Genomic DNA, 24,250 nt, shown 5'->3' on the forward strand with positions numbered 1-24,250 from the left:
GTTCGGAACACGCGTCCCGCTGATCCGGAAATACTGTAGCATCCCGCCCGTGAGGCGCCGCCAAAGGCGCCCCGGGAGAAACGACCATGCAGAGGCGGACCATCCTCCGCGCCGCGGCCCTGCCCGCGATCCTCGCCGCGCCCGCAGTTCACGCGCAACGCGGCTTCGCCACCCGCCCGATCCGCATCGTCGTCGGCGTCGCACCGGGAATCGGCACCATCGACCTCACCGCCCGCGCCGTGGCGGACCCGATGGCGGAGGCGCTGGGCCAGCCCGTGGTGGTAGAGAACCGCCCCGGTGCCGGCGGGATCATCGCCGCGGAGGCCGCCGCCCGCGCAGCGCCCGATGGCCACACCCTGTTCCTCGGCGGCGCGGACACGGTGGTGCACGCCTTCCTGCTGGCCGACCGCCCGCCATTGGACCCGTTCAAGGATTTCACCCCCGTCTCCCGCGCCACGAAGGACCACTGGTTGGTGGTCGCCGCGCCCTCCCTCGGCGTGAGCACGGTGGCGGAGCTCGCCGAGGCCGGGCGCCGCAGGCAGGGAGAGCTGAACTACGCCTCCTTCGGTCCGGGCACCGTCTTCCACCTCGTCGGGGCCCGCCTCGCCCAGCGCCTGGGCTTCGAGGCAGTCCACGTGCCCTATCGCGGCGACTACACCTCGGACCTGCTGGCGGGCCGCATCTCCTACCTCGTCCAGCCCTCGGCGCTGCTGCTGCCCCATGTGCAGGCGGGCAAGCTGAAGGCGCTCGCCACGCTGTCCCCCCAGCGCCTGCCGCAGTTGCCGGAGGTGCCGACGATCGCGGAGGCGGGCTTCCCCGACCTCGGCTTCAACATGGGCATCATCCTCTGGGCCCCGGGCGGCACCTCGCCGGAGATCGTGGGGCAGGTGAACGCCGCCTATGCCCGTGCCGCCGCCAACCCCGCCGTGAAGGGCCGGCTGGCCGACCTCTCGCTGGAGACGGTGGGCGGCTCCGTGCCGGAGGCGGCGGAGTTCACCCGCTGGTTCGTCGGCTTCGTGGACGATCTTCGGGGAAAGGTGCTGGGCAAGGCCCGTTGAACCGGCGCGCCGGAGGACAGAACGGTGTCTGTCACGAACCGGTTACCCGGCGGCGCCGGTGCATTACTTTCGGGTCAGGAACGGCTATGCCGTGCGGCATGAGACGCTCCAGCCAGATTGTTCTCACCCTTGTCGCCGGGGCCGGGATCACCGCCGGGGCCTTCGCCATTCTCGGCGGCGACGGGGAGGAGGAGGGCGTGCTCACCTCCGAGGCCGCCTGTGTCGAGCGCCTCGGTGACGACGCGGCGTCGGAGTGCTCGAACGTCTTCCGGAGCGCCGAGGCCGAGCACGTCAGGACCGCCCCCCACTACGCCTCGGCGCAGGAGTGCCAGGAGGCGACCGGTGGGGACTGCACCAGCGTCGGCGGCTCCAAGTCGGCCGGGGCCACCGCCGCCTCGGTCTTCATCCCGGCCATGGCCGGGGTGATGATCGGGCGGCTGCTGGCCGACGGCACGCGGGGCGCCATGCCCGTCTATGCCGGCGCGGCACCCCCGCCCGGTGCCTGCCCGCCCGGCGCGACCCAGCAGCCGGGCTGCCCGCCGGCAAACCAGTCCTCGCGCGGGTCGTCCGGCGGCGGTGGCCGCGCCTACTGGTATTCCGGCACCAGCTATGCCGGCACCAGCGATGCTGCCGGCCGGGGCGGCTTCCGCGCGGCCTCCGCCACGGCGGAGGGCGGCACCATGCTGGCCCGCAGCGCCAACACGGCGTCCAGCGCCTCCTCCTACTATGGCGGTCGCACCGCCAGCCGCTCCGGCGGGCTGGGCTTCTCCGCCTCGGCGCATTCGAGCAGCGGCTCGTGATCCGGCGGCCCGGCCGGGAACGGCCGGACTGGCGCGACCGTCTCTCCTCCATCGGCCTGGACTACCATTCCGACGGCAGGGAACCGGTGCCGGGTGGGGAAGGGGGCCTCTGGTGGCATGAGGCCGACCACTACGAGCTGACCGAGGCCGAGGTGGACAGGCTGGACGATGCCACCGCCGCCCTGCACGCCCTCTGCCTCGCGGCCGTGGACCACTTGGTGCGGCGTGAGCCGCATCGCCTGGTGGCGGAGTTCGGCATGGCCGACTGGGCCGCCGACTACGCCGCCCGTTCATGGCTGCGCGGCGATCCCGCGCTGATGGGGCGCATGGACCTGGCCTGGGACCCCGCCGCCGGCCCGCCGAAGATGCTGGAGTACAACGCCGACACGCCGACGCTGGCGATCGAGACGGCCCTGGCCCAGTGGTTCTGGCTGCAGGAGACCCAGCCCGGCGCGGACCAGTTCAACTCCCTCCACGAGGCCCTGCTGGAGGGCTTCCGCGCCCTTGCGCCGCGCATGAACGGCCGGGGCATGCACTTCGCCGCCTTCCCCGATGCGCCGGAGGAGTGGGCGCACTCCACCTATTTCCGCGACCTGGCGGAGCAGGCCGGCATCCCCACCCGCCCTATCCCCATCCCGGAGATCCGCTGGAACGACGCCGCTGGCGAGTTCCGGGACGAGGAGGAGACCCGCATCCTCTTCCTCCACAAGCTCTATCCCTGGGAATGGATCGCCACCGACGAGTTCGGCCCCTTCTTCGGCCGCGACACCACCGGCGTGGTTGAGCCGCCCTGGAAAGCGATCCTCAGCCACAAGGCGATCCTGCCCCTGCTGTGGGAGCTGAACCCCGGCCATCCGAACCTGCTGGAAGCCCATCACGGCCCGGCGCCCGCCACCGGGAAATGGGTGGAAAAGCCCGCCCTCGGCAGGGAGGGCGCGAATATCCGCATCCGGCGTGACGGTACCGTGACGAGCATGACGGGCGGCACCTATGGCGACGGGCCGGTGATCAGCCAGCGCCGCGCACCGCTCTACGCCCAGGAGGGGTGGAACAGCGTCATCGGATCCTGGATCGCCGCCGACCGGGCCTGCGGCGTCATCTTCCGCGAGGCGCGCGGGGCGGTGGTGCGGGAGAACAGCCGGGTCCTGCCGCACCTGTTCCGGTAGGGCTCAGCCCCGCCCGGCCACCAGCCGCGTTCCTAGCCCGAGGAAGATCACTCCCGCCGTCCCGTGCAGCCAACGCACCGCTCTGGCGGAGTGGGAGAGGCGCGCTGCCGCGCCGGAGGCGCCGGCGATCAGCAGCGCGAAGACCGGCACGGAGAGGATCGGCAGGATTGGGCCGAGGACCAGCATCTGCGCCCATTCCGGCGCCCGCCCGGGCGAGGCGTCCACGAACTGCGGCAGGAAGGCGAGGAAGAAGAGCGCCACCTTCGGATTGGTCAGGTTCGTCAGCATGCCCTGCAGCACCACGCGCCGCGCGGCCGAGGCGGGCTGGACGACCGACGCCCCCGCCAGGGCCGCGCGGAGCGACCCCACTCCCAGCCACAGCAGATAGGCCCCGCCGGCCAAGCGCAGGCCCGTGAACAGCGCCGGCTCCGCCGCCAGCAGCGCGGCCACGCCCAGCGCGGCCAGCAGGATGTGCACCATGGCCCCGCACCAGATGCCGATCGTGGCCGCCCAGCCCTGCCGCCTTCCGCCCGCCAGCGTCTGGCCCAGCACGAACATCATGTCCGGCCCCGGCGAGAGCACGACCACGATGCCGGCCAGGGTGCAGGCGAGGAGGAGGGCGGGATCGACGGGCATGGCCGGAAGCTGAGGCCGTCGACGCCCTGCGTCGAACGAGTAATCCTGAATCCCGACATCAGCGCCCGTGATGCCCGGTTCCGCCGAATGGGCATGGCTCGGCTTCCGTATCTGTGATGGTGGATCCCGTGTTGCGACGCAATATTGCGTGACAGACCTGCCGCGCGAAAGCTTCTGCCCGGCGCCCCTGAGTTGACGGAAGACTTTGATGCAAACTCCCACCGCCACCCGACGACTGACCCGGCAGGACGCCCGCACCCTGTTTCTTGCCTCCCTCGGCGGGGCGCTGGAGTTCTACGACTTCATCATCTTCGTCTTCTTCGCCACGGTCATCGCGAAGCTTTTCTTCCCTGCGGGGATGCCGGATTGGCTGCAGCAGATCCAGGCTTTCGGCATCTTCGCCGCGGGCTACCTCGCCCGTCCGCTCGGCGGCATCATCATGGCGCATTTCGGCGACCTGTTCGGCCGCAAGCGCGTCTTCACCTTCTCCGTCTTCCTCATGGCCGTGCCGACGCTGGTGATGGGCCTTCTGCCCACCTATGCCAGCATCGGCATCGCCGCCCCGCTGCTGCTGCTGCTGATGCGCGTCCTCCAGGGTGCGGCCATCGGCGGTGAGGCCCCGGGCGCCTGGGTCTTCGTGTCGGAGCACGTGCCGGCCAACCGCGTGGGCGTCGCCACGGGCATGCTGACCGGCGGCCTGACCGGCGGCATCCTGCTGGGCTCGCTCATGGCGACGGCCATCAACACCGCCTATACCCCGGCCGAGGTCGCGGACTGGGCCTGGCGCATCCCCTTCATCACCGGCGGCATCTTTGGGCTGGTGGCGATGTACCTGCGCCGCTGGCTGCATGAGACCCCGGTCTTCGAGGCCATGCGCGCGCGCATCGGCGAGGAGAGCCGGGAGATGCCGCTGAAGGCGGTGCTGCGCGGCCAGGGCAGCGCCGTGATCGTCTCCATGCTCGTCACCTGGATGCTGACGGCCGCCATCGTGGTGGTGATCCTGATGACGCCCGCGCTGTTCCAGAAGCTGCACGCCCTGACCCCGGCAACGACGCTGGAGGCGAATGTCGCGGCCACCTTTACCCTGACCGTCATGGCCGTCGTAGTGGGCGCGCTTCTGGACCGCTTCGGTGCGCTCCGCGTTGGCATGATCGGCAGCCTGGCGCTCATCGCCGCCACCTATGCCCTGTACTACGGCGTGGAGGCCAACCCGGCGAACCTGCTGCCGCTCTACGCCCTGGCCGGTGCCACGGTCGGCATCATCACCGTGGTGCCCTATGTCATGGTCAACGCCTTCCCGGCGGCCACGCGCTTCACCGGCGTCTCCTTCTCCTACAACGTGGCCTATGCGGTGTTCGGCGGCATCACGCCGCTGCTCGTCTCCGTGATGATGGCGGGCAACCGGCACGCGGCGGCGCACTACGTTGCCGCAGTGGTCGTGATCGGCATGGGCGCGCTGATGTGGAACGCCACCCGCACCGCCCGCGCGGCGGCGCTGGAGACGCCCGTCGAGGCCCAGCCCGCGCTGCGCTGACCTGCCTTTCGCCAGAGACCAAGGGGCCGGGGCCGAAAGGCTCCGGCCCTTCCGTTGTTCGGGCCATGGCTTGCGCGCCTCCCCCGCCCCGTGGAGAAGGGCGGCCGCAAGGAGACCCATGCAGGACCATCAGCCGCATCGGACCGTGGTGCCGCCCGGCTATGCGGCGGGCAGCCGCCTGCCCTGGAGGGCGAAGCTGGCGCTCAAGCTGGCCATCGCGGCGCTGCGGCTGCCCGCCGGTGCTCTGCGCCGCGCCGGGGTGAACCGCCACAGCTTCGTCGCCGATGCCGAAACCCGCCTGGTGCGGGAACCGGCCGACCACGTGGCCCGCTTCGCCGCCCTGCACGGCCGCCCGCCGCGCGGCGTGCTGGAGCTCGGCCCGGGCCGGCTGGTCACGCGCGCTGCCACCTACGCCGCCCTGGGCTGCGGCCCCGTCTGGTTCGCCGATGTGGAGGAGGACGCCCCGCGCGAGGCCGCGCCCTACGCAGCCGCCGCCGCAATGGCCCGCGCGGCCGGCCTGCCCGCGCCGGACCTCTCCGGTGCCGCAGACCGGGGCGCCGCGCTGGCCGCCTGCGACGCGCACTACCTGATCGGCGGCACGGATGCGCTCGCCACCATCCCGGATGGCGCCGTGGAACTGGTGCTGTCGGACGTGGTGCTGGAGCATGTGCGGCGGGACGCGCTGGCCGGCCTGCTGGCCGCTCTCCGTCGTGTCTCCGCGCCCGTCTCACTGGGCGTGCATGCCGTGGACTTCCACGACCATATCGGCGGCGCCCTCAACACGCGCCGCTTCGCGCCCCGGTTCTGGGAAGGGCCGCTGGTGGCCCGCAGCGGCCTCTACGTGAACCGCCTCGGCCTGTCCCAGTTCCGGGCGGCCTTCGCGGAGGCCGGGTTCACCACGCGCGTCATGCAGACGCGCCTCTGGCCCGCCCCGCCGGCCGGCGCCGAGGCCGCCCATCCCGCCGTGCAGCGCCCTGCGGAGGACGACCTGATTGCCTTCGCCAGGATCGAGGCGGAGCCCGGCCGGTGACGAGATCCTCCCGCCACGGGGCCTGTCCGTAAGCGTTCCGTAACCCCACGGAAGGGGAGTGTCGTGGTCCTTCGAATCCGCCTCTCCGTCTCTCGCGCGTCCGCCCGGTTGGGGGTGAGAAGCCGTTCCGGACTGACATTTCAATTTGCCTTTTTTGCAAGTTCCGCCCGCGGAGCTGCAGCAAGGTGCTCCGTCCACGCGTCTGGTTCACCGAATTCCATGGATCTCAACCTGAGGTCATCAACGTCTGGAACCGTGGTCCCATCGCGGGTTGCGCGCGTGTTTGCGGTGTCGCGTCAGCGCGCAGTAGGCTGAGCTGTCAGTGCAATCTGATCCTTTTTTGCATGGGCAATGGTGCCGTCCTGCTTCTGCGATCTGTACGGGGAGTGCCCCGGTGGATGGAGGCCGGCCGGCCGGGATGGAACGCCGGGGATGAGTTCCCACAGCCTTCGCGACGAGGTGCGCCCTGATCCTCTGCTCGAGGCCTGGAGCAGCGATGTTCTTCTCCCCGCCTGCTTGGCCGGCGAGGGTGGGGCACCATCGCGAGGCCTCTACTGCGCGCTGCTGCACCGAGACTACGGCGTGGCGCTGTTGGACCTCGCTTCCGACGAGCGGCCGGACGCCGCCGAACAGTTCCGCCATCTTCACTGGTCTCGTTACCCGCGCCAGCCGGTGCCGCCGGTCGTGTACCGCTCACTCGCACCGATGGATCTCTGGCGGCTGACGATCATCCTGGACTCCGCCTTCGCGCTTGAACCGCCCTTGGCCGAGCACGGCACGGACTGGATGGACCGTGCCCGCAGCATCCTCGCGCGGGAACCGGAACCGGAACTCGAATCGACACCAGCGCCCGTGCCGGTCGGGTTGCCCAGCCTGGAAGCCTGCACCACGGACGAACCATCCGAAGTTGAGGATCGTGGCACGGTCGCACCCGCTGCCCCGCGCCGCCGGCGTTCCTACCTTCTCGTCCTGCCCGTTCTCGCCGGCGTCGCGATCCTGGCGATGCTTCCCTGGCTCCGGTCGCCGGAGCCGGAGGGTGTTGTTGCCGTGGCCGCCCTGGGCACCGGGCAGCCACTTCCAGACCCAATGAAGCCACTGGCCGTGGAAGCGCCACCGCCAGTTCGGGATGAGACGCGGGGCGGCGAAGTCCCGAGGGAAGGCGCCTTGCCTGCACAGGCGGAGCTCCGTCTGACCGATGACGCCACCGGCGAGGTGAAGGGGATGGATGCCGGGCCGGAGCCCGAGGTGGTCCTTCCGGATCCGCCGCTGCTGGCGGCGCTGGCCGTCCCGCCGCCGCGTCCCCTGCCGCCGCTGGAATCCGTGGCGCCGCAGCCCGCCGGCCCGCTGGTGGAGAGGGTAGAGCCCGCTTCCGAAGTGACGATGGTGGTCGCCCCTCCGGAGGTTCCGGCGCCGATGCTGCCGCCGGTCCCGGAACCACCACCCGGCCTGCCAGCCCTGGCCTCGCACGCCGAAGCCGATCTGCCGATTCAGGCAACGCTCCACCTCCCGACGGTCCCGGTGCTGGCCTTGGCGCCCTGGCCGGAGCCGGACAGGCCGCCGGCGCCGCAGGGCCCGGTCCTCGCGCCCTCCCCACCGCAGGCGGCCGGGCTGGCGCTGCCGGACGACATCGTCGTGCCCGCCCTGCCGCCCGCCCCTGCGGCGACGTCGCGTCCCGACGAGACGGTTACGGCTGAGACACCGGGCGAGCGGCCAATCCAGCCCGTGGCGCGTGCGGAACCCGCCCCGCCACCGGGATCAGAGCCGGCCCTGCTCCAGCTGCTGTTGCGGCGGGGCGATGCGCTCCTGGGCCTGGGCGACGTTTCGGCAGCGCGGCTCTTCTACGAGCGGGCGGCGGCCGCGGGGAGCGGCGCCGCGGCGGTGGCCATGGCCCGCACCTACGATCCTGCCGTTCTCGGGGAACTGGGCGTGCGCGGGCTCCGCCCGGAGCGGGACACCGCGATCACCTGGTACCGCCGGGCCGTGGCGCTGGGCAGCGCCGACGCGGCCGGGCCTCTTGAGCGTCTCGAGATGCAGGCCAGGGCACGATAAGGGAGAAGCGGGGGATGGACCTCACGGGCATGGCGCGGCGCGGCTTGCTGCTTGGGGGGGCCGCGCTGGCCACCTTCCGGTCGCTGCCCGCATCGGGGCAGGGCGCGGCTCCGCCGGTGCCGCAGGGCACGGGCCTGGCCGCCATGACGGCGCGTGCGAATGCCGGCACGGTCGGCATCGTCGCGGGCGGCGTGGACGGGACCTATATCCGCATCGCGGCCGACCTTGCCGCCGTGCTGGACGATGGGGAGCGCCTGCGCGTCCTGCCCATCATCGGGCGCGGCTCCGTGCAGAACATCGCGGACATCATGTTCGTGCGCGGGATCGACATCGGCATCGTGCAGTCGGACGCGCTCGCCTATGTGCGCAGCCGTCGCCTGCTGCCGGGCGTGGGCCAGATGGTGCAGTACATCGCCAAGCTCTACGACGAGGAGGTGCATGTCCTTGCCCGCGCCGAGGTGGAGAGCCTGCAGGACCTGGCCGACCGGCCGGTGAACGTGGACGTGCCGGGAAGCGGCACCTCGATGACGGCGTCCCTCATCTTCGATGCGCTCGGCATCGCGCCGAAGCTGGTCAACGATCCCCAGGACGTCGCCCTGGACCGGCTTCGGCGGGGCGAGATCGCGGCGCTGGTCTATGTGGCGGGAAAGCCGGCCCGGCTCTTCTCCGGCATCGCCGCCGGATCCGGGCTGCACTTTCTCCGCCTGCCGATGACGCCCGCGCTGATCGAGACCTACCTGCCCGCGCGGCTGGGACACCAGGAGTATCCCGGCCTTATCCCCGAAGGGGCGGGGATGGAGACGCTCGCGGTCGGTGCCGTGATGGCGGCCTATAACTGGGCGCCGGGAACGGAGCGATTCCGCAAGGTGGCAGGCTTCGTCGAGGCGTTCCGCAGCCGCTTCGAGAGCTTCCTGCGCCCGCCGCGCCACCCGAAATGGCGCGAGGTGAACCTGGAAGCCCAGGTGCCGGGATGGGTGCGCTTCGACCCCACGCGGGAACCGCCCCCGCCGGCATACAGACGCTAGGCACGGCGGCAGCCCGTCCTGGGCCAGGCGGGAGGTCCTGCCCGGCCCCTTTCGTCAGGCGGCGGCCATGGTCACCGCCTGGACCGTCAGCTGCTCCTCCTCATCCCGGTCCAGCGCCTCGATCCGGACCTCGGGCTTGCCGCACTTCACCTGCCCATGGGGGGAGCAGAAGGCCACCTCGGCCGCGTCCCGCCCCACGCCGATGCGGACCAGCCCGTCGGGCGCAGCCTTGCGCGTCGGGTCGAAGAGGAACCAGGCGCCGCCTTCCGGCCCTTCCAGCCAGGCCTCCATCACCGCGTGGAAATCCGGCGGCGAGAGGCGCCAGGCATAGGCGCTGACGAAGCGCGCGGGGATGCCCAGCGCACGGCAGAAGCCGATGGCGAGGTGTGAGAAGTCGCGGCACACGCCCTGGCGCTGCAGCAGCGTGTCGCGGGCCGAGGTGTGCTCGTCGCTGCTGCCGGCGGTGTAGTCCAGGTGGTCATGGATCCAGTTGCAGATCGCCACCACGCGGCCGTAGCCCTGGGGCAGGTGCCCGAACTCCTTCCCGGCGAAGGTCTGCAGCAGGTCGGATTCGACGTAGCGGCTGGGCAGCAGGTGCGGCATCACCTGTAGCGGAAGGCGCGCGGCCGGCATCTCCCGCACTGTGGCCGGGTCCAGCGCCTCCGGCGCCAGCTCCACCACGGCCTCGTAGCGCACGGACAGGTCGCCGCGATTGGCGAGGACGCGGAAGTAGCGGTTCCCGCTCTCGGGCGTCACGAAGCGCTCGGTTTCCAGATCCGGGGAGAGCGTCAGGCTCTCCTCCAGCACCTTCTGGCCGGACCGGCGCTGGGCCTCGATGTTGAACACGAAGGGCGCGCAGCCCTCGTTCACCTCGTAGTCGAGGTCACAGGCAACTTTGTAACGCATGCGCTCGGTTTTCCCCAGGCGGTCGGCACGGCCGATGGTTTCGTGCCCGACCCGCCCGCAAATGAGCGCGCTAAACCCTGTTCTCCGCCGGGGGTTGCCGCATGGCAGGGTCCACGGTTCCGCAACGATCGCGGGGTGCCGTTAGGCCGCCCCGAAGCCCGCGATCTCCCGCCACTCCGCCTCGGTCAGCGTCCTCAGCTCCAGTTCCGCCGCCTTCTTCGCCTTGGACCCGGCATCGGCGCCGATCACCACGAAATCCGTGCGCTTGGAGACGGATTTCACCACCTTCGCCCCCACGGCTTCCGCCCGCGCCTCGGCCTCCTGCCGGGTCATCGTCTCCAGACTGCCGGTGAAGACGATCGACTTGCCGGAGAGCGCACCCTCCGCCACCGCCTCGGCCGGCTCGGGCGAGACCTCGCGCAGCAGGTCGTCCAGCGCCTCCACGTTCCGCGTCTCCGCGAAGAAGCCCACCAGCTCCTGCGCGATCGCAGGACCGATGCCGATGATGCCGCCCAGGTCCTCCCGCGCCTCGCTGCCGATGATCCGCGCGGCCAGCATCGCGTCCCGCCAGGCCGAGGCGGAGTGGTAGTGCCGCGCCAGCAGCCGCGCGTTCTGCTCGCCGATGCGGCGGATGCCGAGCGCGAAGATGAAGCGTTCCAGGCTCACGCTCCGCCGCGCCTCGATGGCGGTGAGGAGGTTCTGCACCTTCTTGGATTCACCCTTGGCAGAGCCGCCCCAGCCCTTCCAGCCGCGCAGGGTGGCGACGTGGTTCTTCACCCGGAAGATGTCGGCCGGCGTCTTCACCAGACCGGCCTCGTGCAGCAGCACGATGTTCTCGATCCCCAGCCCCTCGATATCCATCGCGTTGCGGGAGGCGAAGTGGATCAGGCGCTCCACCTGCTGCGCCGGGCAGATCAGCCCGCCCGTGCAGCGGCGCACCACCTCGCCCTCCGGCCGCAGGGCGGGGCTGCCGCATTCCGGGCAGACGGAGGGCGGCACCCAGGGCTCGCCGCGGCCGGGTCGGTCCGGGTCCACCACGCGGATGATCTGCGGGATCACGTCGCCGGCGCGCTGCAATTCCACTGTGTCGCCCACGCGCGCGTCGCGGCGGGCCACTTCGTCCTCGTTGTGCAGCGTCGCGTGCTGCACCATCACGCCGCCGACGTTCACGGGCTGCATGATGGCGCGCGGGGTGAGGGCGCCGGTACGGCCGACCTGGATCTGGATGTCCAGAAGCTTCGTCACCGCGCGCTCGGCGGGGAACTTCCAGGCGATGGCCCATCGCGGTGCGCGGCCGACGAAGCCCAGCCGCGTCTGCCAGTCCAGGCGATCGAGTTTGTAGACGACGCCGTCGATATCGTAGTCCAGCCCCGCCCGGCGCTCGCCCATGGCGGCCTGGAAATCGGCGGAGGCGTTCTCGTCCCGCAGCCGCTCGGAGAGCGGGTTCACCTGGAAGCCCCAGCGCCGCAGCGTCTCCAGGTAATCCCAGTGCGTCTCCGCCACGGGCGCGGAGGAGGCGCCCTGCGCGTAGGCGAAGAGCCGCAGCGGCCGCTTGGCCGTGATCTTCGGGTCCAGCTGCCGCAGGGATCCCGCCGCCGCGTTGCGCGGATTCACGGGGATGCGGATGGCCTCCCCCGCCTTCTCCCCGGCCTCGCGCCGCCTCTCCCGCTCCTCGAAGGCGCGGGTCTGGTCGGCGTGGAAGGCCAGGAAGTCGGCCTTCGTCATGAAGACCTCGCCGCGGATTTCGATGCTGTCGGGGAAGGGGGCCTTCAGCTCCCGGGGCAGTTCGCCCAGGGTCTTCAGGTTCTCCGTGATGTCCTCGCCAACCGTGCCGTCGCCGCGCGTGGCGCCGCGCACGAACCGGCCCTTCTCATAGGTGAGATTCACCGAGAGCCCGTCGATTTTCGGCTCCGCCACGAAGCGCAGCACCTCCTCCGCCGAGAGTCCGAGGAAGCGGCGGATGCGGGCCGCGAACTCCGCGAAGTCCTCCGGCGCGAAGGCGTTGTCGAGCGAGAGCATGGGCACGCCGTGCCGGGCCTTGGCGAAGCCCGCCGCCGCCTCCTCGCCCACCTTGCGGGAGGGGGAGTCCGGCCGCACCAGATCGGGGAAGCGCGCCTCGATCGCCTGGTTGCGGCGGTACAGCGCGTCGTACTCCGCGTCCGGCATGATCGGCGCGTCGTTCACGTGGTAGGCGCGGCTCGCCTCGTTGATGCGGGCGGCGAGGGCCTCCAGTTCCCGCGCGGCCTCGGCCTCACTCAGCTCCTCGGAAGGCAGGGCAGGGGAGGGGGTCTTCTCGGCCATGGGCGGGAGATAGCAGGCGCCGCCCCGCCGCGGAACGCGCGCCCGTTCAACTTGCGACGGAACCCGCCCCTGTCGCGTTCACCCCGGCATGAGCCCGCCGGAAGACTGGATCCGCCCCGCCAACCTCGACGCCGCCCGGGCCGCCCAGCACGAGATTGCCGTCGGGGTGGAGTTCGAGGACCGCCTGCCCGAAGCTCCGGCCCTGGTCGCCGGGGTGGATTGCGCCGGGGCCGCCCGCGGCGCGCCGGACCGGGTGCGCGCCATGGCCGTGCTGCTCTCCGCCGAGGCGCGTTCCCGTCCCCTCGCCACCGGCCTTGCGGAGGGCGCGCCTGCCTTCCCCTACATCCCCGGCTTCCTCGGCTTCCGGGAGATCCCCTTCGTGCTGGAGGCCGTGAACAAGCTGCCGGCCCGCCCGGACCTGATCGTCGTGGATGGCCACGGCATCAGCCACCCGCGCGGCTGCGGCATCGCCACCCATCTCGGCGTGGTGCTGGACCTGCCGACGATCGGGGTGGCGAAATCCATCCTGGTCGGCCGCGTGGAAGGAATGCTGGGGATGGAGGCCGGTAGCACCGCGCCCCTGGTCTGGAAGGGCCGGCGGATCGCGACGGCCCTCCGCAGCAGGCGCGGCGTGCAGCCCCTGTTCGTGTCCACCGGCCACCGCGTCTCGCAGGAGACGGCGGTGCGGCTGGTGATGGAGTGGCTGGCCGGATATCGTCTGCCAGAGCCGACGCGGCTGGCCGATCGGCTCGCCGGCGAGGCCCGGAAGGCTGCGGGGAACGACGCCCCGGCCCTCTTCTAAGTCACGCCCGAGTTGGCGGCGGTCAGACCGGTCAGACCGCCCCGGTCAGCAGTTCGTCCGCTGCCGCCCGCGCGGCTTCCGTCACCTTCTCCCCGGCCAGCATCCGCGCGATCTCCTCGCGCCGGGCACCGGGCTCCAGCGGCGTCACCCGCGTCTCCGCGCGCTCGCCCCGGACGCCCTTGGCCACCTGGAAGTGCCGGTTGCCGCGCGCCGCGACCTGGGGGGAATGCGTCACCACGAGCACCTGCAGGCGCTCGGCGACCCGTGCCAGCCGTTCCCCCACCGCCGCCGCCGTGGCGCCGCCGATACCGCTGTCCACCTCGTCGAAGACGAGGGTCGGCACGGGCGAGCCCCGCGCCAGCACCACCTTCAGCGCCAGCATTAGGCGCGACAGCTCGCCGCCCGAGGCGATCTTCGCCAGCATCCCCGGCTTCTGCCCGGGATTGGTGGTGACGAGGAAGGTCACGCGATCCTGCCCATCCGGGCCCCAGCCCGTCTCCTCGCGCGCGGCGATCTCGATGTGCAGCCGGGCCCGGTCCAGCTTCAGCGGGGCCAGCTCCTTCGCCACCGCCTTCTCCAGCTTCGACGCGTGGTCCCGCCGCGCCGCGGTCAGGGCCTGGGCGGCGGCTCCGTAGGCCCCGCGGGCCTCCTTCGCGGCGACATCCAGCGCCGCCACGCGGCCGGTGCCCGCATCCAGGTTCGCCAGCCGGTCCTTCAGCGAGGCCAGGTGGCCCGGCAGGTCCACCACCGCCACCAGATGCTTCCGCGAGGCGGCGCGCAGGGCGAAGAGCCGCTCCTCCACCCCCTCGAGCCGGCGCGGATCGGACTGGGCATCACCCGCCAGCCGCTCCAGCACGTTCTCCGCCTCGGCCAGCGCGTCCTGCGCGGCGGCCAGGGCGGTTAGGGCATTGCCCACCTCCTCGGAGGACGGGGTCAGGCGTTCCAGCGCCCGCGCGGCGTTGCGCAGCGCGGCGGCCGGGGCACCGCCACCGCGCCGATCGCGGGGCTGCAACTCGGACAGTGCCGCCGCGATGGCCTCGGCCCGCCGTTCGCCGCCTTGCAGGGCTTGGCGCTCGGCCGCCAGCGCATCCTCCTCGCCATCCTGCGGGGCGAGATCGGTAAGCTCCTCCACGGCGTGGCGCAGCCACTCCTCGTCGCGCTGGGCAGCAGCAATGGCCTCCTGCGCGTCCCGCAGCGCCCGCTCCGCCCCCTTCCAGGCGCGGTAGGCCTCGGCCACGGCATTGCGGCGCGGCTCCAGCCCGCCGAAGGCGTCCAGCAGCCCGGCATGGGTTGAGGGATCGGCCAGACCCACCTGGTCGTGCTGGCCCTGCACCTCCACCAGCAGCGCGCCGAGGCGGCGGAGCATCGCCACCCCCACCGGCTCGTCGTTGACGAAGGCGCGGGAGCGACCATCGGCCGTCACGATGCGGCGGACGACGATCTCGTCCTCCGACTCGATGCCCTGATCCGCCAGCAGCGCGTGGGCGGGATGGCCGGCGGGCGGATGGAACACCGCCACCACCCCGGCCTGGGCCTGCCCGGCGCGCACCATCCCCGCCTCGGCCCTCTGGCCGAGCGCGAGCCCGAGGCTGTCCAGCAGGATGGACTTGCCCGCGCCGGTCTCGCCGGTCAGCACCGAGAGGCCGGAACCGAAGGAAAGGTCCAGGCGCTCGATCAGCACCACGTCGCGGATGGAGAGGGAGGCGAGCACGCCCTAGAAGATGGTGTTGACCGCGCGCCGCAGGAAGCCCGGGCGTTCGCCCGCCGCGGTCGGGGCCCCGTCCACCAGCAGCGCGTAGCTGTCCTGGTACCAGGGGCTGCCGGGGTAGTTGTGGCCGAGCACGGAGGCGGTCTTCTTCGCCTCCTCCGTCAGGCCGAGGGTGAGATAGATCTCCGTCAATCGGTACAAGGCTTCCGGGGTGTGGTTGGTGGTCTGGTAGTTATCCACCACCGTGCGGAAACGCCCGATGGCGGCGGCGTAGAGGTGCCGCTGCTCATAGAAGCGTCCGATATTCATCTCCTTGCCCGCCATGTGGTCGCGCGCCAAGTCGATCTTCAGGCGGGCGTCGCGGGCGTAGGTGGAGTTGGGGAAGCGGTTCACCACGTCCTGCAGCGCCGCCATGGCGGTTTCCGTGCCCTGCTGGTCGCGCTGCGCGTCCGCGATCTGCTCATAGTAGCAGAGGGCGCGCAGGTAGTAGGCGTAGGCAATGTCGCGATGGGCGGGGGAGAGCTGGATGAAGCGGTCCAGCTGGGCCAGCGCCTCGGTGTAGCGGTTGCGGGAGTACTCGGCGTAGCCGCTCATCAGCCGGGCATTCGCGGCCCAGCTGGAATAGGGATGGTCGCGCTCCACCGCCTCGAAGAGCTGAACGGCCTGGGCATAGCGCTCCGCCTTCAGGGCCTCGAGACCCGAGGCGTAGAGCGCCTCCGGCGACATGTCGGCGTAGCTGGACCCTGGCGCGCGCAGCGAGCTCGGCTTGCTGTCCCAGAAGTTCAGGCTCTCGCAGCCGCCCAGGACGACGGGGGCGAGCAGGACGGGCAGGATCGCGAGGCGACGGATCTTCATGGCGGCGGCTCTATAGCATGGGCCCTGGCCTGCGCGACATAGCCGGCGGGCGGCTGTTACCGCCCGCGGCCATCGGGGCAGATCAGGCCGGGGCGGCCGCCATAGGCAGGCGGGCGGTGGCGCCCGAGAGGGCCGGCATCGGCACCGTCTCGCCGGCCCAGCGCCAGGCGCGGGGATCGGAGAAAAGGGCGCGGAGCACGCGGTTGTTGAGCGCGTGGCCGGAGCGGTGGCCGCGGAAGCGGCCACGCAGCGGGGCGCCGGCCAGGGCCAAGTCGCCCACAGCGTCCAGCATCTTGTGGCGCACGAACTCGTCGGCGTGGCGGAGTCCGCCGGGGTTCACCACCAGCGGCCCATCCACAACCACCGCATTCGCCAGGGACCCCCCGCGGGCCAGCCCGACGGAACGGAGCCGGGCGATGTCCTCGGCCATGGTGAAGGTGCGGGCATCGGCCAGCACGGCGCGGAACCCGTCCTCCGTGACCGGCATCGTCAGGGACTGGCGGCCGATGGCGGTGGCGCCGAAGTCGATGCTCAGCTCCGCCTCGAAGCCCGGGCAATCGCCGGGGGAGAGCTCGGCCCAGGCGGCGTCCGGGCCGTCGCCGTCCTGCACGCGCACGGTCTTCAGCACCTCGATGGCGCGGACCGGGGCGTCCAGATCCACCAAGCCGGCGCAGTCCAGAAGGAAGACGAAGGGGGCGGAGGAACCGTCCAGGATGGGGATTTCAGGCCCGTCCACCTCGACGGTGGCGTCCGTCACGCCCAGCGCCGCGAGCGCGGCCATCACATGCTCAATCGTGCCGATCCGCGCCTCACCCTCGCCGATGGCGGTGCAGAGGCGGGTGTCGGTCACCTGATCGTGGCGGGCAGGGATCTCGACCCCAAGATCCGTGCGGCGGAAGACAATGCCGTGGCCGGCTTCCGCCGGCCGCAGGGTGAGGGTGGCGCGCGCGCCCGAGTGCAGGGCCACGCCCACGCAGCCGATCGCGGACTTCAAGGTCCGCGCCCGCGACGTGCCGATCGGGAAGAAACCGTCCATTTGGGACCCCGGATACCGTTCCGTGCCAGCATCAACGCGCCGGCAGGGTGGAAAATCGCACCGCAGCACGGCCGTTGCCAGTCAAGCGTTGTTTCTCCGTATTACGGCGTAAGCCATTGTTTTCAGAAGATTTTTTAAACGGAAAAGGCCCCGCCGACATCTCGGCGGGGCCCCTCTCGAAACCGTTCCAGCCCCGGCCAGCGCCGGGGAGCGCTCCTCAGTTGCCCTGGCGGCGCAGGAAGGTGGGGATGTCCAGACCCATCCCGTCCTCCTGCGCCTGCGGGCGCTGGGCGGGGGCGGCCGGGGCCGCCTGCGGGGCCTCCCCCTGCTCCGGCAGGGTACGGCGCATGCCACCGATCCCCGTCGCGCGGCGGAAGATCCCGCCCAGACCACCCGCTGGCGCTGCCGACGGAGCCTGCGGGGCCTGCGCCACGCGGGAAGCCGGGGTCGCGTTCAGCGGCGGGGCAGCCACCGGGGCCATCGGCGCGGGCGCCGGGGCCTCGGCCACCGGCTCCATCGGGGTGCTGCCCGTCTCCACCGTCGCGCGCCGCATCGCCATCGGCATGCGCGGGCCGGCATTCGGCGCCGGGGCTACCACCGGTGCGCCGATCGGGGCGGACTGGACAGGGGCCACGGTGGCCATGCGCGACGCGCCGATCACCGGGGCCGGCCGGCCGGCGCCGGGCTGCACCACGGCCGGGCGCATGGCCGGGGCCTGCGGGGCGCCGGGCACGAAGCCCGCGGGCTGCGCGGCCACGGCCGCGCCCCCGCCGATGGCCACCACACGCGGCGCCTCGGCCTGGACTTCCTGCTTCGCCTCGGACACCGCGTCGATGCCCGTGGCGACCACGGACAGGCGCAGGCGGCCGTTCAGCGTTTCGTCCACGCTGGTGCCGAAGATGATGTTCGCGTCCTCGTCCACCTCGCGGCGGATGCGGTTCGCGGCCTCGTCGACCTCGAACAGCGTCATGTCGTAGCCGCCGGTGATGTTGATCAGAACGCCGCGCGCGCCGCGCATGGAGGTGTCCTCCAGCAGCGGGTTGCTGATGGCGGCCTCGGCGGCCTTCACGGCGCGGTCGTCGCCCTCAGCCTCGCCCGTGCCCATCATCGCCTTGCCCATCTCCGCCATCACGGTGCGGATATCGGCGAAGTCGAGGTTCACGAGCCCCGGGTTCGTCATCAGGTCGGAAACGCCGCGCACGCCCATGTAGAGGACGTCGTCGGCCATCTTGAAGGCCTCGGCGAAGGTCGTCCGCTCGTTCGCCTTCCGGAAGAGGTTCTGGTTGGGGACGATGATCAGCGTATCGACGTACTGCTGCAGCTCCTCCAGCCCCTGCTCGGCGGAACGGCGGCGCTTCGGGCCCTCGAAGTCGAAGGGCTTCGTCACCACGCCGACGGTCAGCACGCCGCGCTCGCGCGCCATGCGGGCGATCACCGGCGCCGCCCCCGTGCCGGTGCCGCCGCCCATGCCGGCGGTGATGAAGATCATGTGCACGCCCTCGAGGTGGCGGGCGAGGTCCTCGGTGGCCTCCTCCGCCGCCGCGCGGCCGATCTCGGGCTTCGCGCCGGCGCCCAGGCCCTGCGTCAGATGCGGGCCGAGCTGCACGCGGCGCTCCGCGCGGCTGTTGACCAGCTGCTGGGCATCGGTGTTGGCGACGAGGAACTCCACCCCGTCAAGCCCCATGCCGATCATGTTGTTCACCGCGTTGCAGCCCGCGCCGCCCACGCCGATGACCGTGATTCGCGGCGTAAAATCCGTGTGTTGCTGCCGCGGAATGGTCAAATTCAGCGTCATCGTTCTAGCCCCCTTCGAAGACGCGATGAAAACGAATCGCCCCCAGGACCTTATGCATCACACCCGGTCCCGGAGCCAATTGACGAAACGCGCGAAAACGCCCCTCGATCCCTGTGAAGCGTCATCGAAATCCAGTGCCGGACGCCCCTCGCCGCCACCCCAGGCGATGAGGCCCAGAGTGGTCGCGAATCCGGGCGCGTGGAAGGCTTCCGGCAGGCCCCGGACCGGGGCCGGACGGCCGAGCCGCACCTGCCGCCCGAGGATCCGCGCCGCCGTCTCCCGCATGCCCACCAACTGGCTCGCGCCGCCGGTCAGCACCACGCGCTGCCCGGCCTCGGGACCCAGATGGGCCTCCGCCAGCCGGTCCCGCACCAGCTCCAGCGTCTCCTCCACCCGCGGGCGGATGATGGAGAGCATCTGTGCGCGGGGCACGCGGGCCAGGCTCTCCCCGTCCTCGCCGATCTGGGAGAGGGAGAGCATCTCCCGCTCGTCCTCGATCGTGCCGAAGAGGCTGCCGAACATGGTCTTCAGCCGCTCCGCCTGGTCGAGCGGGGTGGAAAGGCCGCGCGCCAGGTCGTTCGTGACCTGCCACCCGCCCACGGGCACCTGCGCGGTGTGCAGCAGCATCCCCTCATGCACCACGGCGAGGCTGGTCGTGCCGCCGCCCATGTCGATCACGGTCGCGCCCAGCTCCCGCTCATCCTCGCTCAGTGCCGAGAGGGCGGCGGAGTAGGGGGCGGAGACGGGCTCCTCAACCTCCAGGTCGCAGCGCAGCAGGCAGTTGCCGAGGTTGCGGAGCGAGGCGGAGGCGGCGTCCACGATGTGCAGCCGCACGCCGAGGCTCTCTCCGAGCATGCCGCGCGGGTCGGAGACGCCGGGGGTGGCATCCAACGTGAAGTTCAGGGGCAGGGCGTGGATCGCCTCCCGCCCTTCCTCAGCCATGCGGCGCCGGCCCTCGTTCACCATGGCGCGCAGGTCGGCCTCGGTCACGGCGCGGCCGCCGATGGTCCATTGCACATTGCGCTGCCGGCTGCCGGGCTGCCCGCAGGAGAGGTTAACGATCACGCCGGAGAGCTTGGTGTGCGCCATCTCCTCCGCATGCGCCACCGCGGCGCGGATGGCGCGCTCGGCCGCGGCGAGGTCGGTGATGTTGCCGCCCTTCACCCCGTGGCTGCGCTGCCAGCCATAGCCCAGGGCGCGCGGCAGCCCGTCCGGCTCGATCCGCGCGATGACGCAGACGACCTTGGTGCTGCCGATATCCAGGACGCCGAAGGTGCCGCTGCGTGCGCGGGGATGCCGCGGGCGGGGTGGCGCCAGGCCGGGGCCGGCGCCATCGGGCACGCGGGCCACGGCGTTCACCCGTTCCTCCCGCGCGGGCGGGCCGAGGTCGGGGTGGCCGCGGGCTCGGCCGCAGAGGAGGCCGCGGGGCGCAGCACCAGCCGGTCCGGCAGGCGCAGGTCCACGGTCTGCATCGGGCGGTCCAGCAACTGGCTCTGCCGCTGCAGCTCCGCCAGGCGCTGGATGGCCACCTCCTCATGGCCTTCGGGCAGCAGCACGTCCGTGCCGCTGTGCAGGCGCAGGTTCCAGCGGCGCTCCCCGATGCGGACCAGCGCCTGGGTACGGGCCTTCACGTCCGGCGCATCGCCCAGGAGGTCGTAGAGCGGCGCTGCGCTCTTCTCCGCCCCGGCGCCGACGATGAGAGGCAGGGGGCCGAAGGCGTCGAGGCGGTCCGTCGCGACCGTGCGGCCCTCGCGGTCCACGATCGCGAAGCGGCCGTTGTTCTGCCAGATGGCGAAGGGCTGCCGCTCCTTCACCTTCACGAGCACGAGGCCGGAGAGGTGGCGTTGCACCTCCGCTTCCTCGATCCAGGGAATGGCTTCCAGCCGCTCCCGCGCCTTGTCCGGGGAGAAGCCGAGCACCGGATCGCCCGCACGGACGGACAGGGCCTGGCGAAGCTGCGCGGCGGGCGTGTTGCGCGCGCCTTCGACTTTCACCTCGCTGACCACCAGCCCGCTGACGCGCTCGCCGAGCCTCGCCGTCGCGCCTTCCACGGCGGCCGAGAAGCGGCTGGCGGGATCGAGCTGCGCGACGCCGAGGGCCGCGACGCCGCAGAGCGCGATCACCGCGCCCACCTTCGCCGCCGGCCGCAGCATCGGCCGCTTCCGCCGAAGCCAGAGCCGCAGCGCGCTCGGCCGCACCGGCTCCGGCGGGGCCGGGCGGGCGCGGATGCCGGCCTGGAGCTTACGCGGCATCGCGCATTCCCTTCGGCCCACGCTCCATCCCGTCATGCCGGGCCTGCTGCACCATCCAGGCGCAGAGCTCGGGAAAGGTGATGCCGCGATACGCCGCCTGTTCCGGGACGAGGGAAGTCGGCGTCATGCCGGGCTGGGTGTTCACCTCCAGAAGCACAAGCCCTTCCGCGCCGGGGCGGGAGTCGTCCCAGCGGAAGTCGCTGCGCGAGACGCCGCGGCATCCCAGCGCCGCGTGGGCGGCCACCGCCACCTGCATGGCCCGCGCCGCCACCTCATCGGGCACCCGCGCCGGAATGGTGTGGGCGGAGCCGCCATCGGCGTATTTCGCGTCGTAGTCGTAGAAGGTGCGGCTGGTGTCGATCTCCGTCACCGCCAGCGCCCGGTCCTCCATCACCGCGACTGTCAGCTCGCGGCCAGGGATATAGGGCTCGGCGATGATCTCGCCCCACTGCCAGGTGGCCGCGATCTCCGCGCGCCGGTTGTCGCCGCCGCGCAGGATGTGCACGCCGACGGAGGATCCCTCCCGCACCGGCTTCACCACATAAGGGAAGGGCAGGGGGTCCGCATCGGCCAGTGCCGACGCCTCCAGCAGACGGTGCGGCGCGACCGGCAGGCCGGCCGCCGCGAAGGCCGCCTTGGCGGTCGCCTTGTCCATCGCCATCGCCGAGGCCCGAAGCCCGGAATGCGTGTAGGGAATGCCCATCCAGTCCAGCACGCCCTGGATGGAGCCGTCCTCCCCGAAGCGCCCGTGCAGCGCGTTGAACACCACGTCCGGCCGCGTGGCGGCGATGCCCGCCACCACGGCGCCGAGGTCCGGGCCGGGATCGAAGGTCACGACCTCGAACCCTGCCTCCCGCAGCGCCGCCGCGATCTCCCGCCCGGAGGAGAGGGAAACCTCTCGCTCGCTGGACAGCCCGCCCAGAAGGACCGTGACACGGGTCATGCCGCGCGCTCCCCGATGCGCTTGATCTCCCATTCCAGCGTGATGCCGGAATGCGCGAGGACGGCGGCACGCACCGCCTCGCCAAGGTCCTCAAGATCGGCCGCTTTCGCGTCGCCGGTGTTGAGGAGGAAATTGCAGTGCTTCTCGCTCACCTGCGCGCCGCCCAGGACCTTGCCGCGGCAGCCCGCGGCATCGACCAGCGCCCAGGCCTTGTGCCCCGGCGGATTGGCGAAGGTGGAGCCGCCGGTGCGCGCCCGCACGGGCTGCGTCGCCTCCCGGCTCTCGCGGATCTCCGCCATGCGGGCGGCAATCGCGCCCTTGTCGCCCGGTACGGCATGGAAGCGCGCCCGCACCACCACACCACCGGGCGGAAGCTGGGACCGGCGGTAGGACAGCCGCAGCTCGGCCGCGCGCACGCGCAGCAGCCCGTCGACGGTGGCGATCTCCGCCCAGTCCAGTACGTCCGCCACCTCGGCCCCGTAGGCGCCGGCATTCATTGCCACCGCGCCGCCGACGCTGCCGGGAATGCCGGAGAGAAATTCGAGGCCGGCAAGCCCGGCCGCGGCGGCGTGCTCCGCCACGTTCGCGTCCAGCGCGGCGGCACCCGCCACCACGCCATCCGCTTCCACATCCACGTCACCGAAGCCGCGCGCGAGGCGCAGCACGATGCCGCGCACCCCGCCATCCCGCACGATGAGGTTAGAGGCGGCGCCCATCACCATGACCGGCGCCTCGGCCCGCCGCAGCAGGCGCAGCAGGTCGTCCAGATCGGCCGGGCGCACCAGCCAGTCCGCATTGCCGCCGACGCGGAACCATGTTCCCGGCCCGAGCGGCGCATCCTTCTGGACGCGGCCGCGCAGCGCGGGAAGCGGGGTTGTTTCCCCCATGGCCGCCATGTCGACGGAGGCGCTCATGCCGCGCCCTTGATCCGGCGCGGGCCGCTCTTCGCCTGCAGCTCCGTGAGTTGTGCCGGCAGCGCGTGCGCCCAGGTCGTGATGTTCCCCGCACCGAGGCAGACCACGTAGTCGCCCGGACGCGCGATGGCGTGCACCATCTCCGCCAGGTGGTCGGGGGAGGGCAGGGGCACGACGGAGCGGTGACCATGGGCGCGCAGCCCCTCGACCAGCCCGTCCTTGTCCCGCCCCTCGATCGGCTGCTCACCGGCCGCGTAGACATCGGCCACGATCACGGTGCCGGCGTCGTTCATGCAGGTGCAGAACTCGTCGAACAGCGCGTCCAGGCGGGAGTAGCGGTGCGGCTGCACTACGGCGATCACGTCTTTCGCCCCGGCCTGCCGCGCGGCCTTCAGCACCGCCGCGATCTCCACGGGGTGGTGGCCGTAGTCGTCGATCACCATGATGTTGCCGGCCTGGCCCGCCAGGGTGAAGCGGCGCTTCACGCCCTTGAACCCGGCCAGCGCCATGCGGATCGTCTCCTCCGGCACCTCCATCTCCACGCCAATGGCGATGGCGGCCAGCGCGTTCAGCACGTTGTGCTGGCCCAGCATCGGCAGGCGGAAGGGCTTGAGGTGCCGCGTGCGGCGGGAAAGGCGGTCCTGCACCACCACGTCGAAGGTGGCGCCCATGCGGTCCGTGATCACCCGCTCCGCCCGGACATCCGCCTGGGGGGAGAAGCCGTAGGTGATGAGGCGGCGGTCGGAGAGGCGCGGGATCATCGCCTGCACCTCCGGATGGTCGGCGCAGAGGACCGCGAAGCCGTAGAAGGGGATGTTGCCGACGAAGTTAGCGTATCCCTCCTTCATGTTGTCGGCATTGCCCCAGTGGTCCAGGTGCTCCGGGTCCATGTTCGTCACCACGGCGACCACGGCGGGCAGCTTCAGGAAGGACCCGTCGCTCTCATCGGCCTCCACCACCATCCACTCGCCGGCGCCCAGCCGCGTGTTGGTGCCGTAGGCGTTGATGATGCCGCCGTTGATCACGGTGGGGTCGATCTTCGCGGCTTCCAGCACGCAGGCGACGAGGCTGGTGGTGGTCGTCTTCCCATGCGTCCCGCCGACGGCGATGGACCACTTCAGCCGCATCAGCTCTGCCAGCATCTCCGCGCGGCGCACCACGGGCAGGAAGCGCTTGCGGGCCTCCTGCACCTCCGGGTTGTCGCGCTTCACGGCGGAGGAGATGACGACGACCTGGGCCTGACCCAGGTTCGCCGCGTCATGGCCGATGGTCACGGCGATGCCGGCCTCGCGCAGGCGGGTGACGTTGTAGCCCTCCGCGATGTCGCTGCCCTGCACCTGGTAGCCGAGGTTGTGCAGCACCTCGGCGATGCCAGACATGCCGATGCCGCCGATCCCGACGAAATGAATGGGGCCGATGTTCAGCGGCAGGGCGCGCATG

General features: G+C 71.8%; 20 protein-coding genes. 8 read left to right on the forward strand and 12 right to left on the reverse strand.

Annotated features, from left to right (window positions below; all coding sequences use genetic code 11):
• The first annotated feature begins 86 nt into the window (after nt 1–86).
• The 3 genes from J5Y10_RS12050 (at nt 87) to J5Y10_RS12060 (ending at nt 3,024) form a co-directional block, all read left to right on the forward strand.
• Entirely contained in the window at nt 87–1,058 is a 972-nt protein-coding gene (locus J5Y10_RS12050; RefSeq protein WP_209373866.1) for a Bug family tripartite tricarboxylate transporter substrate binding protein, read from the forward strand.
• 98 nt (nt 1,059–1,156) lie between these two features.
• Complete coding sequence (locus tag J5Y10_RS12055) at nt 1,157–1,858, forward strand: DUF1190 domain-containing protein (RefSeq protein ID WP_209373868.1); 702 nt, start codon at nt 1,157–1,159, stop codon at nt 1,856–1,858.
• Complete coding sequence (locus tag J5Y10_RS12060) at nt 1,855–3,024, forward strand: glutathionylspermidine synthase family protein (RefSeq protein ID WP_209373869.1); 1,170 nt, start codon at nt 1,855–1,857, stop codon at nt 3,022–3,024. Before J5Y10_RS12055 ends, J5Y10_RS12060 begins: the two co-directional genes overlap by 4 nt.
• Before the next feature lie 3 nt (nt 3,025–3,027).
• Here J5Y10_RS12060 and J5Y10_RS12065 read toward each other — a convergent pair whose 3' ends face one another.
• Nucleotides 3,028–3,660 (reverse strand): LysE family translocator, encoded by a 633-nt coding sequence (locus J5Y10_RS12065; RefSeq protein WP_209373870.1) that lies wholly within the window; start codon nt 3,658–3,660, stop codon nt 3,028–3,030.
• Between the two features lie 208 nt (nt 3,661–3,868).
• Between J5Y10_RS12065 and J5Y10_RS12070 the strand changes: the two genes are divergently transcribed.
• The 4 genes from J5Y10_RS12070 (at nt 3,869) to J5Y10_RS12085 (ending at nt 9,298) form a co-directional block, all read left to right on the forward strand.
• On the forward strand, nt 3,869–5,194 hold the full coding sequence (locus J5Y10_RS12070) for an MFS transporter (protein WP_209373871.1): 1,326 nt from the start codon (nt 3,869–3,871) through the stop codon (nt 5,192–5,194).
• 118 nt (nt 5,195–5,312) lie between these two features.
• Nucleotides 5,313–6,224, forward strand: coding sequence for a hypothetical protein (locus J5Y10_RS12075; RefSeq protein ID WP_209373872.1), 912 nt, complete (start codon nt 5,313–5,315; stop codon nt 6,222–6,224).
• 432 nt (nt 6,225–6,656) lie between these two features.
• Nucleotides 6,657–8,273, forward strand: a complete 1,617-nt coding sequence (locus J5Y10_RS12080) for a hypothetical protein (RefSeq protein WP_209373873.1) — start codon at nt 6,657–6,659, stop codon at nt 8,271–8,273.
• A 14-nt stretch (nt 8,274–8,287) separates the two neighbouring features.
• A complete protein-coding gene (locus J5Y10_RS12085; RefSeq protein ID WP_209373874.1) occupies nt 8,288–9,298 on the forward strand; it encodes a TAXI family TRAP transporter solute-binding subunit in 1,011 nt (336 codons plus the stop codon).
• Between the two features lie 54 nt (nt 9,299–9,352).
• Here the strand turns inward: J5Y10_RS12085 and J5Y10_RS12090 are convergent, their stop codons facing one another.
• Nucleotides 9,353–10,204 carry a transglutaminase-like domain-containing protein gene (locus J5Y10_RS12090; protein WP_209373876.1) on the reverse strand — a complete coding sequence of 284 codons (852 nt, stop codon included), beginning with the start codon at nt 10,202–10,204 and terminating at the stop codon, nt 9,353–9,355.
• 141 nt (nt 10,205–10,345) lie between these two features.
• On the reverse strand, nt 10,346–12,505 hold the full coding sequence (ligA, locus tag J5Y10_RS12095) for an NAD-dependent DNA ligase LigA (RefSeq protein ID WP_209373878.1): 2,160 nt from the start codon (nt 12,503–12,505) through the stop codon (nt 10,346–10,348).
• A gap of 88 nt (nt 12,506–12,593) precedes the next feature.
• On the opposite strand from ligA, the gene J5Y10_RS12100 reads away from it, so the two are divergent.
• On the forward strand, nt 12,594–13,307 hold the full coding sequence (locus J5Y10_RS12100; protein WP_209373880.1) for an endonuclease V: 714 nt from the start codon (nt 12,594–12,596) through the stop codon (nt 13,305–13,307).
• A 31-nt stretch (nt 13,308–13,338) separates the two neighbouring features.
• Here J5Y10_RS12100 and recN read toward each other — a convergent pair whose 3' ends face one another.
• The 9 genes from recN to murC form a co-directional block, all read right to left on the reverse strand.
• On the reverse strand, nt 13,339–15,018 hold the full coding sequence (recN, locus tag J5Y10_RS12105) for a DNA repair protein RecN (RefSeq protein WP_209373882.1): 1,680 nt from the start codon (nt 15,016–15,018) through the stop codon (nt 13,339–13,341).
• A gap of 3 nt (nt 15,019–15,021) precedes the next feature.
• Nucleotides 15,022–15,870 (reverse strand): outer membrane protein assembly factor BamD, encoded by an 849-nt coding sequence (locus J5Y10_RS12110; protein WP_209373884.1) that lies wholly within the window; start codon nt 15,868–15,870, stop codon nt 15,022–15,024.
• A gap of 82 nt (nt 15,871–15,952) precedes the next feature.
• Nucleotides 15,953–16,906: a UDP-3-O-acyl-N-acetylglucosamine deacetylase gene (lpxC, locus tag J5Y10_RS12115; protein ID WP_209373886.1), complete on the reverse strand. Its 954-nt coding sequence runs from the start codon at nt 16,904–16,906 to the stop codon at nt 15,953–15,955.
• 217 nt (nt 16,907–17,123) lie between these two features.
• Nucleotides 17,124–18,701, reverse strand: a complete 1,578-nt coding sequence (gene ftsZ / locus J5Y10_RS12120) for a cell division protein FtsZ (RefSeq protein WP_209373888.1) — start codon at nt 18,699–18,701, stop codon at nt 17,124–17,126.
• A gap of 57 nt (nt 18,702–18,758) precedes the next feature.
• Nucleotides 18,759–20,060 carry a cell division protein FtsA gene (ftsA, locus tag J5Y10_RS12125; RefSeq protein ID WP_209373890.1) on the reverse strand — a complete coding sequence of 434 codons (1,302 nt, stop codon included), beginning with the start codon at nt 20,058–20,060 and terminating at the stop codon, nt 18,759–18,761.
• A complete protein-coding gene (locus J5Y10_RS12130; protein ID WP_209373892.1) occupies nt 20,057–20,953 on the reverse strand; it encodes a cell division protein FtsQ/DivIB in 897 nt (298 codons plus the stop codon). Before J5Y10_RS12130 ends, ftsA begins: the two co-directional genes overlap by 4 nt.
• Nucleotides 20,943–21,896, reverse strand: coding sequence for a D-alanine--D-alanine ligase (locus J5Y10_RS12135; RefSeq protein WP_209373893.1), 954 nt, complete (start codon nt 21,894–21,896; stop codon nt 20,943–20,945). The genes J5Y10_RS12130 and J5Y10_RS12135 overlap by 11 nt, the downstream gene beginning before the upstream one ends.
• Nucleotides 21,893–22,783 (reverse strand): UDP-N-acetylmuramate dehydrogenase, encoded by an 891-nt coding sequence (gene murB / locus J5Y10_RS12140; RefSeq protein WP_209374149.1) that lies wholly within the window; start codon nt 22,781–22,783, stop codon nt 21,893–21,895. Before murB ends, J5Y10_RS12135 begins: the two co-directional genes overlap by 4 nt.
• Nucleotides 22,784–22,806: 23 nt before the next feature.
• Entirely contained in the window at nt 22,807–24,249 is a 1,443-nt protein-coding gene (murC, locus tag J5Y10_RS12145; RefSeq protein WP_209373894.1) for a UDP-N-acetylmuramate--L-alanine ligase, read from the reverse strand.
• Between the last annotated feature and the right edge of the window lies 1 nt (nt 24,250).

The sequence above is a fragment of the Roseomonas indoligenes genome (assembly GCF_017813365.1).
Classification (GTDB): Bacteria; Pseudomonadota; Alphaproteobacteria; order Acetobacterales; family Acetobacteraceae; genus Roseomonas; species Roseomonas indoligenes.